The organism is Agrobacterium sp. fls2-241-TYG-188a (assembly GCF_030209845.1).
Genome location: NZ_JARVRD010000001.1, coordinates 1,188,765 through 1,203,464 on the forward strand (window position 1 = coordinate 1,188,765; position 14,700 = coordinate 1,203,464).

Consider the following 14,700-nt stretch of genomic DNA (forward strand, 5'->3'; position numbering starts at 1 on the left):
GGCTACGCAGTGGCCTTGGCAATCGCTGCGGCAAGGTCGTCCTTGTTGTAGGGCTTAATCAACGAAACTGCACCTGGCTGTGCATGCGAGCGGATTGCGTGACCGGTCGCGAAAATGATCTTGAGATCGGGCTTGATGCCCGCCAGTTGACCCGCAAGATCCTCGCCACTCACATCCGGCAGACCGATGTCCATAACCAGAATATCCAGATCGCCATCTGCCGCCTGCCGCAAAGCCTCAGCGCCGGTTTCCGCCTCCATAACTTCATGGCCGAGTTCAATGAGCAATTCGGCCGTATTTGCTCGAATGAGCGGATCATCCTCCACGAGCAGAATGCGTTTGCTTACGGTGGCCTCAACGGCCGGAACCGTTTGCGCACGTTTCGGGATAGAGCGGTCCTTTGCCTCAATACGCTGTGCCCGATTTGCCAGCACGTGCCGGATTTTCTTGGCCAACGCCTCACGCGTATAGGGCTTGGACAAAAGCTCCACGCCGGGATCCAGCCGCCCGTCATGTACAATGGAGTTTTCCGTGTAGCCGGACGTATAGAGCACCGCGATATCAGGCAGACGCTCTTTTGCACGGCGGGCAAGCTCGGGGCTTTTCATCGTTCCCGGCATGACGACATCCGTAAACAGCAGGTCGATGGGCACACCGGCCTCAATCACAACCAGTGCCGCATCGGCATTCGGTGCCTTGACAACCCGATATCCGAGATCGGTCAAGGTTTCGACAACGGTGCCGCGAACCTCATCGTCATCTTCGGCAACAAGAATAGTCTCGTTCCCGCCAATAACAGGGCCCGAAAGGTTGACGGTCTCACGGTCTTCAGACGCGTTTGCCCTTGGCAGATACATTCGCACGGTCGTGCCGTGATCAACTTCCGAGTAGATTTTGACATGGCCGCCGGATTGCTTGACGAAGCCGAACACCATGGAAAGGCCAAGGCCAGTTCCCTTCCCTTCCGGCTTGGTCGAGAAGAAGGGTTCGAAAACCTGATCGAGCATTTCGGGTGAAATGCCTGAACCGGTGTCGGTTACCGATATCATCACATATTGGCCGGTGCTGACATCCTCGTGCTTTTCCGCATATTGGTCGTCCAGATATGCGTTGCCCACTTCGATCGTCAGCTTCCCCTGCCCGCTCATGGCGTCACGGGCGTTGATTGCCAGATTGAGTATGGCATTCTCGACCTGCGTAGGGTCGGCGAGACAGTTCCACAGACCACCGCCAATGATCGTTTCAATCTCGACGGCTTCCCCGATAGATCGGCGCAACATGTCATCCATGTCCCGCAGGAACCTGCCAACATTGATCACCTTCGGATCGAGCGGTTGCCGCCGTCCGAAAGCGAGCAATTGACTTGCAAGCTTGGCGCCGCGACTGACGCCCGCCATGGCATTGGTAACCCTGCGCTCGGCGCGCTCGTTTCCGGCGACATCCTTCTGCAACAATTGCAAATTGCCTGCGACAACCTGCAGAAGGTTATTGAAGTCATGCGCAACGCCGCCCGTCAACTTGCCAATCGTTTCAAGTTTCTGGCTTTGCTTCAACCGCTCTTCGGATTTGCGCAGCTCTTCGGTCCGCCGCGCAACCTGCTCCTCGAGATTATCGGTCAGCTGGCGCAGATCGTTTTCGGCGCGACGCCTTTCCACCGAGTTGCGAATGCGTCCGGCCATATCCTTCAGGAACGTCAGTTCCTCTGCGCTCCATTCCGTGGTGTTGGGATTGTTCACGAACAACACCGCAACCAGCCCGTTTCTTTCCCGCAGCGGAACGCTCACGCTCGACCTAGCGGAAATCGCGTCGAAATTCTCCTGTTGATCACGGGTTCGCCCGTCAAGACGAGCATCCGTAATGACAACGACTTCCCCGCGCTTCAAACCTTCAATGAGCTGTCCATAATCACGAAGCTTATGCAGAGGGGACAAGGGGGGCATCCCTTCAACGGTCCAATCGTGACTGATATGGACCGTCTCAGTCTTCTCGTCGATTGTCCCATAGCCAGCGCGGCCGACTTTCATCGTCGTGACCACGGCCTCCAATCCGGCCTTGATGATTGCATCCGGGTCGTGCAGCCGTGCCGCTACTTCGTCAAATGCCACAATGGCACTGCGGCTCAACTCGGCAGATTTCAGCTCGTGGACGTCGGTACAGGTACCGTACCAGCGCGTAATCTTGCCATCGGCATTCGTGATCGGCTTGGCGCGCCCGATCACCCAGCGATATTGCCCTGAGTGATGCCGCAACCTGTATTCGATATGATAAGGCTTGCCCGTTTCAAGAGACTCGCGCCAGACAGCCCAAGCCCGGTCCCTGTCCTCGGGATGAAACAGGTCGTTCCAGCCCGCACCATCGGTCGAGCCCCGCTCGACTCCGGTAAAATCATACCATCGCGTGTTATAAAAATCGTGGAAGCCGTCCGGGCGCGTGGACCAGACCATCTGGTCGATGGAATTTGTCAGCGCACGAAGCCCGTTTTCGCTCTCCCACAGCTTCTGCTCTATCTCGTGACGCTCGTCGATATCGATGACGGAGCCGATATAGCCAAGAAAATTGCCATCTGGCGAAAAACGCGGCTCGGCTGCATCGATTGCCCAGCGATAGACACCGTCCCGACGCCGTAGGCGGTACTCGAGCCTGAAACTCTCCTGCTTCGCCAGGGCCTCTAGAAAAGCCTCCGTCGCCCGCGCCTTGTCGTCGGGGTGCGTAGCGTCAAGCCAACCATAACCTTCAGCCTGCTCGGGAGTCTGTCCCGTATATTGATACCAGCGGCTGTTCAGGTAGGTGCAGTAACCACTCTCGTTCACCACCCACATCATCACTGGAGCGTGGTCCGCCATGTTGCGGAAGCGCGCCTCGCTTTCGGTTAGCCGTTGTTCCGCACGGGTGCGCTCGGTCGTTTCGCTGACGATGCAAAGCACGCCGGCGATTTGTCCCGTGTCATCGGGAACGGCCGAATAGGCTATGTCGAAAGTAACGGTTTCCGGCTCGCCATGGCGCTCGATGTAGAAGGGTCTGTCCTTGATATAGACGGGCTCGCCCTTGTTCCTCACCTGATCGAGCAGGGGTTCGAGGTCGTCCCAAAGCTCCGCCCAATATTCGCAGGCACGACTGCCGAAGGCGGCGGGATGTTTCAGGCCGATTGTGGGTGCATAGGCTTCATTATAGATGGCCAGATATTCCGGGCCCCAGAATAGAATGACCTGATGGGGAGAAGCAGCAACCGTACCGAACATGGTCTTGAGCGTTGCAGGCCACGCGTCATATGCCCCTACAGGCTTGGCAGCCAGATCATCCAGAATAGTCTTGATCCACTGCGTCTGGGTGCCAGCCGAAACATTCATTCTCATTCATCCCGATATATTCGCGATCCTGCCTACAATCGATTGGCATAACAGTAAAGCAATGGCTTATAAAACTAGCGTGTTGCCGGTGCCCCGCGCGAGAAAGGCCTCCACCGGCCCTATCGTATTTAACGCCCCACCATAGACCGCAGCCGGTTGCGGCCAGCACATGTGTTCTTTGCAATCTCGATGAAATCCAGAATGACTTTCGACGTTTCATTGGCCTGCCAGCCAATGATCAGTTCGACCTCATCAGGTATTTCATCCAGAGGACGGTAAACCAGATGGGGGCTGAGATTGTGGGCGAGCCACGATGGCGCGATTGCAATGCCCACGCCCGCTGCAACCAGTGTGGCGATGGCGAGCGTGTGGGACACTTCCTGGACGATCATCGGATAGATCGCTGCACGACGGAACGCGTCCATGATGGCATGGTGATAGCTCGCACCGATTGTCGGCGCGTAGGTTATGATCGGCTCCCCGGCAAAATCACGAACGCCAATGTCATCCCGCTCGGCCAGGCGGTGGTGCTTGGGCAAAACAGCGACGAAACCTTCCTTCAACAGGTGATCGGTCTTCAGGAATCCCGCAGGGTTGGTCGGGCGAATGAAGGCGACCTGGACCTTGCCACTCTGGAGCATCTCCAACTGGCTCGCCGTTCCCAACAGCTGCACGTCCACCTGGATATTGGGATACTTCCTGTGAAACTCGGCGATCACCTCCGGCAGGATGTGCGACAACGCAACATGAACCCCGCTGACGTAAATCTTTCCACCATCGTCTCCGGAAATGGAACGGGTGTGCGTGACGGCCCGGTCGATGCCACCTAGAATTTCCATCGCATGTCTCAGGAATATTTCACCAGCCGGAGTCAGCTTCACGCTTCGTGTCGTGCGCAGGAACAAGCGTGTGCCAATACGTTCCTCAAGCTGACGGATCTGCTGGCTGAGCGGAGCCTGTGCCATGCCCAGCTTGTCAGCCGCGCGGCTGAAATGCAGCTCCTCTGCGACGCAGGCGAAATAGTGAAGGTGACGAAACTCTATGCCGTATTTCATACGCTACACATATCAATCCCATGGTTATTTTGTAATAGATAATAATCTATTCCCATGGTTATCTCTTAAAAAAATATAGAAATAACGGGAATAGCTGAACCATCGGTTCCAGAAAACGGAGCACCATGACACGATTCTGGTCGCTAAAAATCTTGCGCACAGTTCTGACGCTGTGGTTTGTCATTACGTTCACATTCGTCGTGTTGAGAACGTCGGGAGATCCGGTTGTGGCCCTTGTGGGGGCCGACGCGACACCCCAGGAAATCGAGCAGTTCCGCGCGCTCTGGCGTCTGGACGATAGTCTGTGGGTACAGTATCTGCGCTATATCGGCCAGATGGCGACAGGCCAGTTCGGTATTTCCTATCGCGATGGCCGTGAAGTCATCGATATCATCGCCGAGCGCGTGCCGTGGACCATCATGCTCGGCCTCGTTGCCTATGCGGGCGCCATCGTCATCGGCATTCCCGCAGGCATCTTTGCCGCCATCAAGCGCGGTTCGCCCTTCGACAACCTCATCATGGCAACTGCCGTCTTTGGCTTTGCCATTCCGAACTTCTTCCTCGGCATTCTGCTCATCCTGCTGTTTTCCTTAGGTCTTCAGTTGCTTCCGAGTTCGGGCACGGGCACGATATGGCATTTCATCATGCCCGCCCTGACGCTCGCGACCTTTACCGCAGGGACCCTGGCGCGCTTCACCCGGTCTGCCATGCTGGAGGTGCTGGACAAGCTCTATATTCGTGCGGCAGCCGCAAAAGGCGTGAGTTACTGGAAGCGAATTGTTTTCCATGCGCTGCCCAATGCCGGAATTCCGATCGTTACCATCATAGGTCTCAATCTGGGTGAGCTCATCGGCGGTGCGATTGTCGTCGAAACGGTGTTTGCCTGGCCGGGCGTCGGACGGCTGCTGGTCACCGCCGTCTCGTCGCGGGATCTTGCGGTGGTGCAGGCTCTGGTGCTCGTCATGGCCATGACAATGGTTATCGCCAATCTGATCGTGGACCTGCTTTACGGTCTGCTAGATCCGCGCATTCGCGTCTCGAATTAGGATTGCAACGATGAAGCGCCGCTCTCCCATTCTCATCTTTGCCATCATTGTGCTCGCTCTGGCAGTCTTCGTCGCCATCGTCGGCAACATCTTTACGCCGCATGGTGTGACGCAGCAGAACCTTCTGGCGCGCCTGAAGCCCCCGGCGTTTCTCACCGGCGGCAACCCGAATTTTCCGCTGGGCACCGACCGCATTGGTCGTGACATGGTTGCCCGTCTTATCGCGGCCCTGCAGATGTCGTTGACGGTGGCTCTGGCGGGCACAATCATAGGCGCTGTTTTCGGTTCGCTGATCGGCTTTATCGCAGCGCATTTCCGTGGCTTTGTCGATGAAGCACTGATGATGCTGGTGGATTTCCAGGCTTCGCTGCCCTTCATTCTCATTACGCTTACGCTGCTGGCCTTCTTCGGCAACAGCCTCGTTCTCTTCATTCTGCTGATGGGTCTGTTCGGCTGGGAAAAATATGCCCGCCTGTCCCGCGGCGTGGTGCTTTCAGCCATCAACCAACCCTACGCCAAGGCCATTGTTGCTTTGGGTGCAGGCAACGGACGCCTTTACCTGAAACATGTGCTTCCCAACGTCGCAAGCGCACTCATCGTTCAGGTCACCTTGACCTTTCCGCAGATCATACTGCTGGAAACATCGCTGAGCTTCCTGGGCCTTGGCATTCAGGCACCGCAGACCAGCCTTGGCCAGATCCTTGGTGACGGACGCGATTATCTTTCGACAGCGTGGTGGATATCGGTCGTGCCCGGCACGGTCATTTTCCTCGTGACACTTTCCATGAGCATCGTTGGCGACTGGCTGCGTGACCGGCTGGATCCGATGCTGCAGGGCCGTAACGCATAAACAGAACAAGACCAGGAGAGGTAAGAACAAATGTTTACCAGACGTGAAGTTGGAAGTCTTATTCTTGCAGCAGGCGCAGCCAGTCTGGCCGCACGCGTGCCCATTGCTCACGCCCAGCAGCGGCCAACCTTGAACATCGCCGTCGATAATCTCTGGGCCACGATGGCGCCGATCAACGGCATATCCACCACCTCACGCCGGATTTTTCCGAACTTCTACGATACGCTTGTCGAACGCGATTACATAAATGACGAGAACGGCCTGATTTTTGCGCCCAAGCTGGCGACGAAATGGGAGCAAAACGGAAACGTCTGGACTTTCACCCTGCGTGAAGGCGTGAAATTCCACGATGGCAGTGAAATGACCGCAGAGGATGCCGTCTTTTCGCTTTCGGCAGAACGCCTTTGGGGAGAAAAACCCTTTGAGCCACGTGGCAAGACATTTGCGGCGGGCTTCAAGCGCGTCGAAGCCACAGGCAAATACACATTCGAGCTGGAGACGGTCAATCCGGACCCCAATATTCCCAGCAAGCTGACTGGCTATATCGGCTTTGTCGTTCCGAAAAAATATTATCTCAACGTTGGTGTGGATGCCTTCGGACAGAAGCCCATCGGTACGGGTCCTTACAGGGTCACGACGTTCCGCTCCGGTGAGGTGATGGTTCTTGACGCCTTTGACGACTACTGGGCTGGCCCGCCACCGGCACAGAAGATCAACTGGAAGATCGTTCCAGAATTCGCAGCGCGCATGGCGGGGCTTGTCTCGAAGGAGTTCGATTTCATCGTCAATATTCCGACCGATCAGGAGGCCACACTTGAGGGCTATGACGGCGTGACGCTGAAGCGTGTTCTCGCGGACAATTATCCGGCGGTTGCCTTCAACACACGCGCAGACCCTGTCGACAACCCTCTTGTCGATCCGAACCTTCGCTATGCCATGGTCCAGGCCATCGATATGAACGCCATCGTCCAGGCGCTGTTCAACGGCACGACCGAACACCCCGCTGTCCCGTTCAACTTCAAGGAATACGGCAAGTTCTACGATCCGAACCTGCCGGTGAAGCTGCCCTATGATGTGGAAGCCGCAAAGGCTCTCGTGGCGAAGACGAAATACAAGGGCGAAACCCTCATCTGGCACATCACTCGCCAGTTCTATCCCAACTACGAAGCCGCCGCAGAGATCATGATCGAGCAGTGGCGCGAAATCGGCGTGAATGTTCAGGCACAGGTTCTGGACAATTTCGAACTTGTCTATCGCCGCCCATACCACATGATGAACATGTCCATGAGCTCGGATTTCATTCCCGGCGACCCCTATCAGCCTCTCTGGCTCGATTGGGGCCCAACCGCCTCCAGGTCTACTGCAACGTGGAAGACGTGGGATCCGACGCCCGAATTCCTTGAACTCGGCAAGAAATTCGAAGCCGCCACAGACTTCGAAGAACGCAAGAAGGCTTACCTCGCATTGTCGGATGAATGGCAACGCGTCACGCCCGGCTATTACATGTGGAAGAGCGTCTATAACTGCGCCCATCGGCAAGGCATCGAATTCCGGCTGAAGCCGAACGGTGAAATGCGCATCTATGGTGACTACTTCAAGCTCGTCTGATGAGCGGTTCGGTGCGTGGGAGACGCAAATGGCGTCTCCCGGAATTCACAAGGCGGGATACCAATGACTGACATGCGGCTGTCCATCTCTCATCTCAGCGTTCCCTTGCCGCAGGGCGCCGATCGCGGCTTTGCCGTCGAGGATCTGTCGCTCTCGATCGGCAAGGGAGAGATCCTGTGCATCGTTGGCGAATCCGGCTCCGGCAAGTCCTTGACGGCGCTGGCGACGATGGGTCTTTTGCCGCGCAACCTCGGCGCGCCACGCGGCGAGGTGATGTTCGAAAACAAGAACCTGCTGACAATCGACGATGCGACGAGACGCGGCATCACAGGCCGCAGCATCGCCATGATCTTTCAGGAGCCGACGGCTGCGCTCAATCCCATTTTCCGGATTGGCGAACAGGTCTCCGAAGCCTTCAAAGTCCACACGTCCCTGTCGCAGGCGCAGATCAAGGAACGTGTCATCAAGCTGTTTCAGGAAGTCCACCTCCCAAATCCCGAAGAGATCTTCCATTCCTACCCCCACCAACTGTCGGGTGGACAATGCCAGCGCGTCATGATCGCCACAGCTCTTGCGCTTGATCCGGCGGTCCTGATTGCTGACGAACCAACCACCGCACTGGATGTCACGACGCAGGCGCAGATCCTCAAGCTCATGCTTGAACTGCGCGAACGGCACGGCACCGGCATCATCTTCATCACCCATGATTTCGGCGTTGTCGCAGAAATTGCCGACCGCGTCGCGGTCATGCAGAAAGGCAGGCTGGTCGAAATCGGCACAAAGGACGAGGTGCTCAACCACCCCCGTGAAGATTATACGAAACGCTTGCTGGCAGCGGTACCGACACTGACGCCCAGAAAGGAGCGGGATGGCCTTGGGGCACCGGTTCTGATTGCGAAAAACATCATCAAGACGTTTTCGCTCAAAGGCGTATTCGGAACTGGCCGAACGGTGAAAGCCGTCGATAATGTCGACCTCACCATCCGCAGAGGTGAAACGCTGGGTCTTGTCGGCGAGTCCGGCTCGGGGAAATCGACGCTGGCGCAATGCGTCATCCGCCTCGTGCAGCCGGAAAGCGGCGATATCTTCATCTCCGATGGGAATTTTGCCGGCCTTCGTGGCAAAGCGTTGAGGGAGGCCCGCCGCAAGGTTCAGATTGTCTTTCAGGACCCCTATACGGCTCTCGACCCGCGTCAGCGTATAGGCGACGCAATCGCGGAAGGACCTATTGTCCACGGCCTCAACTCGAAAGAAGCCATGGCCCGTGCGCTCGATCTGCTTGAGGCTTGCGGACTGGACCGTGCCTCTGCCACGCGGTTTCCCCACGAATTTTCTGGCGGCCAAAGGCAGCGCATCTGCATCGCGCGGGCGCTTGCGGTCGAACCGGAACTGCTGATTGCCGATGAATCCGTTTCCGCACTGGATGTCTCGGTGCAGGCACAGGTGCTCGAGCTTTTGGCAAGGATGCAGGAGCGGCTGGGCTTCGGCATCCTGTTTATTACCCACGACCTGCGCGTCGCAAGCCAGATATGCGACAATATCGCGGTCATGCGTCGAGGACGCATCGTTGAGCGCGGCGATCCGGCGACCCTCTTCGGTGCCCCCAAACACGATTACACCAAGGAATTGCTGGCCGCCGTCCCGGGCAAGGGATGGCAGCATAGGCCCGTCCAGGACGCACCGACATTCTCAAAGGAAATCCCATGAAGAAATATCATATTGGCGCTCTGCCTGCGCAGATCGATCCTGAACTGCGGGCGAGATTTGAACGCGTCGAAGTCGCCACAATAGGGCATTTCCGTCATCGCGGCTTCGTCCGCCATTCCATCTCACCCGTTGTCGACATCAAGCAGACCCTGGTCGGGACCGCCGTGACGCTGGCCATTCCGGCCACGGACTCGACCCTTCTGCATCATGCCGTTTCCTTCATCCGTCCCGGCGACTTTCTATTCGTAGACCGGCTAGGCGATGATCGGCATGCCTGTATCGGTGGTGGCGTTGCCTTCGCGATCAAAACAGCAGGCGCAGTCGGCGTCGTCATCGATGGCCCGTGCACGGATGTGGAAGAAATAGTCGAGCTTGGGATGCCCCTGTGGGCGCGCGGCGTTTCCGCCATAACGACCCGCCTGAATGATCTGGGCGGTTCGCTCAACCTGCCCATTTCCTGCGGAAACGTGCCCGTCATGCCGGGCGATATCGTTGTCGCAGATGCAAGCGGCATTCTCGTCATTCCCACAGATGAAGCTCTCGACGTTCTGGTTGAGGCCGAGGCTCGGCAGGCGCGGGCGGGCCGCCATAAGGGCAAGATCGAAGCAGGTGAAAAGCTTGGCGATCTCTCGGGCGCAAGCAGAATGGTGGCCTCAGCCATGGAGGCGAGCTGATGGAAAACCCGCAGTTTGACCACCTTCGCGTCGAACGCAGCGTCACCCGCAAGGTGGCAGGCGTCAGTTCACGCGGTGTCGTTACGTCGCAGCATTATGTGGCCGCAGAAGCAGGTGCCGCCGTGCTGCGGGCCAGTGGCAATGCTGTCGATGCGGCAGTAACAGCGGCCTTCACCTTGCAAACCGTCGAACCGTGGATGACAAGCCTTGCAGCCTGCGGCTACATGCTGATTGCGCAGCCCGATGGCACGGTCGAAACGATCGAGTTTACCGGTCGTGTCCCGTCTTCCTTCGATATTGACTTCTATAGGCCAGATCCAGGCATCAAGACGTTCATCGGCCATCCGGCGTCCGTTGAAAACAGAAATGTCGATGGCTTTACCGCGGCAGTCGTTCCCGGCTGTGTTCGCGGCTTTGCCCAGGCATTGAAACGGCACGGAACAATCGGCTTCGCAGACGCATTGGCCCCGGCCATTGCGCGGGCGAAACAAGGCCTGATGGTGGACTGGCACACCACGCTCGCCATCGCCATCGCCGCCTCCGGTCTTGCTGACGATGAAGGCGCCCGCACCGTGTTTCTGCCCGGCGGCCATCCACCAGAGCCAGGCAGCGTGCTGCCGACACCAGCACTTTTCGACACGCTTCAGACGCTGGCGGCTGAGGGACCTGACGCGCTGTATGGCGGCTCCATCGGTCAGCGCCTCATTTCCGATTTGCAGGCTGGCGGCAGTTTCATGACGCTGGACGATCTTGCCGATTACGAAGCCTTGATCTACCCGGCGCGCAGCATGGCCTTGCAGGACAAGATCGTCCATGTGCCGGGAGAGACCAGCGCCGGACAGCGTTTGTTCGATGCGCTTTCGTTTTTCGATGAAAAGCGAGGTCCAGGGCCCGTCGATGGCGATTTCTTCGCCACCATGTCGCAGGCACTGTGGGAGTCTTTCGGCGCGCATCGCCGCAGGCTCAACCCCGCAGAAACCACCAACAAGACCAGCACCACTCAGGTCAATGCCGTGGATGGCGAGGGCCGAATGGTGGCGATCACCTTCACCCTGCTCAACCGCTTCGGTGCGCGGGCCTTGTCACCTTCGACAGGCATTCTCTTGAACAACGGCATGTCGTGGTTCGATCCTACACCTGGGCGGGCGAACTCGCTTGTGCCGAAAGCCTATGCTCCAAGCAATATGTGCCCCGTCATCCTGACGGATAAGAACGGCACTTTTGCCGCTTACGGTGCAGCCGGAGGCAACCAGATTGTCCCGGCGCTGACGCAGCTGACGGGCATGATCGTCCACGCCGGAATGGATGTGGAAGACGCGATGAACACGCCACGCATGACGACAGGTCCCCACAACGACATCATCGTCAATGTGGACATGCCTGCGGACCATGTGGAGGCGCTGGAGCGCATCGGCAGAATCAGACCCGCAGCACAAACGGTTTTCCCCAGACCCTTCGCCGCGCCGGGCATGATCGGCCGCCGCAACGGCGAATTCGTCGGGATGCCAGACACCACCTACCCCGCCGCCTTCGCAGCCACGGCATAGCAGGAACCGCCAATGACAGACCATTTTGCAGAGCCCCTCGACATCGAGGGCGTGCTATCGATCATTCCAGCGAGTGCGCCAGGCATCCCGATGGTCTTCGACTCGCCACATAGCGGGCTGGCAATCCCTGATGATTTCGAGCGCGTGGTATCGGATGACATGGTCCTTCAAGCTTCCGACACATATGTCGATGACCTCTTCAGTTTCGCTCCGTCAATCGGCGCCCCGCTGTTGACCGCGCAATTTCCCCGCAGTTTTCTGGATCTCAACCGGTCCCTTGAAGATGTCGATCTGGATCTCGTCGAAGGGCTGTGGCCACATCCGGTTCGCGACAGTGCGTCTGCCAGACGCGGCATGGGTCTGGTCTGGCGTTACGCGTGGGGAGACCAACCCATGTACGGGCGCAAACTGACCGTAAAGGAACTTGAGCACCGTATCGACACCTACTGGCGTCCCTACCACCGTGAGCTCGTACGACTGCTGGACAGCACCCATGAGCGGTTCGGGAAGGTCTACCACGTCAATTGCCATTCCATGCCCGCTATCGGCCACGCGCTATCCCCGGATCCGGCAGGAACCATTCGCAAGGACATGGTGATTGGTGATTACGATGGGGCAAGCGCCGAGCCGGAATTCGTGGGAATGGTCTGTGAAACGCTCAAGAGCTTCGGCTATTCTGTCTCTCTCAACGTGCCATTTCGCGGCGCCGAACTCGTCTCCGCCTATAGCGCCCCGGAAAAGAACCGCCACAGCATCCAGATTGAGATTAACCGAAAACTCTATATGGATGAAACCACCCGCCAGAAAACCTCAGGCTACTCCGAACTGAAGGCAAATCTCGCAAGGCTTGGCGAGGCTTGCAGGGACTTTGTGCAGAGCGTCAAGACTTGAGGAGTTTGCCCTCTCCCATCTTGATATTTCTGCCCCTCGCCTCGCGCAAACTCTTTCCAGAGTTGGGGTATCAATGCGACGCTTGAGGTTACCCCAGGTTCCTAGCGGCGACCGCGCGCCAATCGTGTATCGTCATTATGGCCACCTCTTGATGGCCCCGCCCAATCATATGGAGGCGACGTTTGCCATTGTGTCGCCCATGCGGTCGGCGAGGAAGTGTTTGGCGCGATTGACGCGGCTTTTAACGGTGCCAACAGAGATACGGCATTTGCTGGCCGCTGCGTCGTAGGCCTGACCGTCTTCTACGACAAGATGGAATACTTCTCTATAGATGACCGGCATTGCCGCCACCGCTCTGTCGTATTCTTTTTTTCTCATAGCCCATTCCTGCGGAGATTCCGCTGCCGGCATCAGAAATTCGAGATTTTCCGTTCCCACTGTGATGCGCTTGGCCTTCTGATAGGCCGTGTGGTGTGCATTGCGCATGATCGTGAACAGCCAGGATTTAAGGTTTGTACCCGGCGTGAAGGAGGGAAGAGCTTTCAGGGCCTTGAGAAGCGTATCCTGAACAAGGTCATCGGCATCTGTCGTGCTTCGGTGAAACCGGGACGCAAATCTGCGGAGCGCGGGGATGAGAGCGACCAGTTCCTGCTGAATGCTGAATTCTGCTGCCATGCTTAATCTCCTCCTTAGGTAGAGGTAGATGAAGTCTTCGGCGCCAGCATCGTTCCGACTGGAAGGCAGTGGGTACGTTAACGTACGCTCTATAAGTTACACTTGAAAAATGGGAAAAGCTGAGGAAAAGACTGCTGGAGCCTTGGCATTTCAGGGCACCAAAATAGCAACTTTGGCAAATTCATACGTGTAGCAGGTGAAAGTGAGAGTGAGTTTCATTCATCAAATCGCACCGTTTCTCTGAAGGGAATTGTTCGAATGATTTCGCCAGCCTCATTCGTTAGTTCGAACACCTCGCCATCAATCACTTCACCCCGGATCATTCTCTCTGCCAGTATTTCACGGGCTGCGCACAGAGCTTCGTTGCATGCATCTTCCAGCGTTTCAAACTCGGCACCTTCCGGGTCTCTCTGCAATTCTGAGTGCCTTCGGACGTGAAAATAATATCTCATTGCGATTCTCCCCTGTTGGACCCGAACCTTTGGCGTCCAGTAAAGTTTCATCGGAGTGAAATTCGTGACATATAAGGGAAGCGTTTTATTTGGTCCAAAACGCTTTCGCCCGCATCGCCTTTGGACCGAAGAAAAGGGCACCGCGTGACTTGGACAAATAACGGTCTGTTGAGAACTCTTCCCGAGAAGGACGCCGCGCTGGTAAGGTCGCGCGCCGAGCTCGTGACACTCGATCAGGACCAGACCCTGTTTGAGAGCAAAAAGCCGATCACCAACGTCTATTTTTTCGAGAGCGGCTTGTCGTCTGAGGTCGTTTTCGCAACGAAATCAATCGAAGTTGGCTGCATTGGCCACGAGGGCTGTTCCGGCGTACCGGTGCTGCTGGGGGTCGATTCGAGCCCTCACAAGGCGTTCATGCAGGCTGGCGGAACCGCTTTGCGCATCGCATCAGCAGACCTCACGGAGTTGATAGACACCAATCGTGCGATCAGGGAGTTGCTGCTGCGTTATGCACATGTGTTCATGATACAGATCGCCGCCACGGCCTTGGCAGATGGTCGCTACGATATCGAACAACGCCTCGCGCGATGGCTTCTCATGTGCCAGGACCGTTTGGGTGACGAGCTTCCGCTGACGCACGACTTTTTGTCGGTCATGCTCGGGGTCAGGCGGCCCAGCGTCACAGACGCGCTGCACAAGCTTGAGGGCAACAGGGCAATTCGCGCTGAACGTGCACTTATCACCGTCCGAGACCGTGCCGCGCTCGAAGAAAAGGCCGGCGACTCCTACGGCATTCCAGAGGCCGAATACCGTCGACTGATCTCTCATCGGGAAAACGCTCACTAACG

At 57.2% G+C, this 14,700-nt stretch carries 12 protein-coding genes; 8 read left to right on the plus strand and 4 right to left on the minus strand.

Annotation, left to right across the window (positions count from 1 at the left end; genetic code table 11):
• Nucleotides 1-2 precede the first annotated feature (2 nt).
• Both QRN85_RS05135 and QRN85_RS05140 read right to left on the minus strand, forming a co-directional pair.
• Complete coding sequence (locus tag QRN85_RS05135; RefSeq protein WP_284757023.1) at nt 3-3,347, minus strand: PAS domain S-box protein; 3,345 nt, start codon at nt 3,345-3,347, stop codon at nt 3-5.
• A 128-nt stretch (nt 3,348-3,475) separates the two neighbouring features.
• The gene (locus QRN85_RS05140) at nt 3,476-4,402 is read right to left on the minus strand and encodes a LysR substrate-binding domain-containing protein (RefSeq protein ID WP_062588299.1); all 927 of its coding nucleotides are present in this window, start codon (nt 4,400-4,402) and stop codon (nt 3,476-3,478) included.
• A 125-nt stretch (nt 4,403-4,527) separates the two neighbouring features.
• On the opposite strand from QRN85_RS05140, the gene QRN85_RS05145 reads away from it, so the two are divergent.
• From QRN85_RS05145 to QRN85_RS05175, 7 genes are all read left to right on the plus strand, one after another.
• Entirely contained in the window at nt 4,528-5,448 is a 921-nt protein-coding gene (locus QRN85_RS05145; RefSeq protein ID WP_284757021.1) for an ABC transporter permease, read from the plus strand.
• A 10-nt stretch (nt 5,449-5,458) separates the two neighbouring features.
• Nucleotides 5,459-6,298 (plus strand): ABC transporter permease, encoded by an 840-nt coding sequence (locus tag QRN85_RS05150; protein WP_062588303.1) that lies wholly within the window; start codon nt 5,459-5,461, stop codon nt 6,296-6,298.
• A 30-nt stretch (nt 6,299-6,328) separates the two neighbouring features.
• Nucleotides 6,329-7,906, plus strand: a complete 1,578-nt coding sequence (locus tag QRN85_RS05155; protein WP_284757016.1) for an ABC transporter substrate-binding protein — start codon at nt 6,329-6,331, stop codon at nt 7,904-7,906.
• A gap of 63 nt (nt 7,907-7,969) precedes the next feature.
• A complete protein-coding gene (locus tag QRN85_RS05160) occupies nt 7,970-9,613 on the plus strand; it encodes an ABC transporter ATP-binding protein (RefSeq protein ID WP_284757015.1) in 1,644 nt (547 codons plus the stop codon).
• Nucleotides 9,610-10,287 carry an RraA family protein gene (locus QRN85_RS05165; RefSeq protein ID WP_284757013.1) on the plus strand — a complete coding sequence of 226 codons (678 nt, stop codon included), beginning with the start codon at nt 9,610-9,612 and terminating at the stop codon, nt 10,285-10,287. Before QRN85_RS05160 ends, QRN85_RS05165 begins: the two co-directional genes overlap by 4 nt.
• Nucleotides 10,287-11,834 carry a gamma-glutamyltransferase gene (locus QRN85_RS05170; RefSeq protein WP_284757012.1) on the plus strand — a complete coding sequence of 516 codons (1,548 nt, stop codon included), beginning with the start codon at nt 10,287-10,289 and terminating at the stop codon, nt 11,832-11,834. Before QRN85_RS05165 ends, QRN85_RS05170 begins: the two co-directional genes overlap by 1 nt.
• A 12-nt stretch (nt 11,835-11,846) precedes the next feature.
• Entirely contained in the window at nt 11,847-12,725 is an 879-nt protein-coding gene (locus tag QRN85_RS05175) for an N-formylglutamate amidohydrolase (RefSeq protein WP_284757010.1), read from the plus strand.
• 165 nt (nt 12,726-12,890) lie between these two features.
• Here QRN85_RS05175 and QRN85_RS05180 read toward each other — a convergent pair whose 3' ends face one another.
• Nucleotides 12,891-13,400: a sigma-70 family RNA polymerase sigma factor gene (locus QRN85_RS05180; RefSeq protein ID WP_062588314.1), complete on the minus strand. Its 510-nt coding sequence runs from the start codon at nt 13,398-13,400 to the stop codon at nt 12,891-12,893.
• Between the two features lie 215 nt (nt 13,401-13,615).
• Nucleotides 13,616-13,852 (minus strand): DUF6894 family protein, encoded by a 237-nt coding sequence (locus QRN85_RS05185; RefSeq protein WP_062588316.1) that lies wholly within the window; start codon nt 13,850-13,852, stop codon nt 13,616-13,618.
• A 144-nt stretch (nt 13,853-13,996) separates the two neighbouring features.
• Between QRN85_RS05185 and QRN85_RS05190 the strand changes: the two genes are divergently transcribed.
• Entirely contained in the window at nt 13,997-14,698 is a 702-nt protein-coding gene (locus QRN85_RS05190; RefSeq protein ID WP_284757008.1) for a Crp/Fnr family transcriptional regulator, read from the plus strand.
• The last annotated feature ends 2 nt before the right edge of the window (nt 14,699-14,700 follow it).

Coding starts and splice junctions, on each gene's coding strand:
- QRN85_RS05135 (WP_284757023.1), bottom strand. CDS start 3,347: ATGAATGTTTCGGCTGGCACCCAGACGCAGTGGATCAAGACTATTCTG.
- QRN85_RS05140 (WP_062588299.1), bottom strand. CDS start 4,402: ATGAAATACGGCATAGAGTTTCGTCACCTTCACTATTTCGCCTGCGTC.
- QRN85_RS05145 (WP_284757021.1), top strand. CDS start 4,528: ATGACACGATTCTGGTCGCTAAAAATCTTGCGCACAGTTCTGACGCTG.
- QRN85_RS05150 (WP_062588303.1), top strand. CDS start 5,459: ATGAAGCGCCGCTCTCCCATTCTCATCTTTGCCATCATTGTGCTCGCT.
- QRN85_RS05155 (WP_284757016.1), top strand. CDS start 6,329: ATGTTTACCAGACGTGAAGTTGGAAGTCTTATTCTTGCAGCAGGCGCA.
- QRN85_RS05160 (WP_284757015.1), top strand. CDS start 7,970: ATGACTGACATGCGGCTGTCCATCTCTCATCTCAGCGTTCCCTTGCCG.
- QRN85_RS05165 (WP_284757013.1), top strand. CDS start 9,610: ATGAAGAAATATCATATTGGCGCTCTGCCTGCGCAGATCGATCCTGAA.
- QRN85_RS05170 (WP_284757012.1), top strand. CDS start 10,287: ATGGAAAACCCGCAGTTTGACCACCTTCGCGTCGAACGCAGCGTCACC.
- QRN85_RS05175 (WP_284757010.1), top strand. CDS start 11,847: ATGACAGACCATTTTGCAGAGCCCCTCGACATCGAGGGCGTGCTATCG.
- QRN85_RS05180 (WP_062588314.1), bottom strand. CDS start 13,400: ATGGCAGCAGAATTCAGCATTCAGCAGGAACTGGTCGCTCTCATCCCC.
- QRN85_RS05185 (WP_062588316.1), bottom strand. CDS start 13,852: ATGAGATATTATTTTCACGTCCGAAGGCACTCAGAATTGCAGAGAGAC.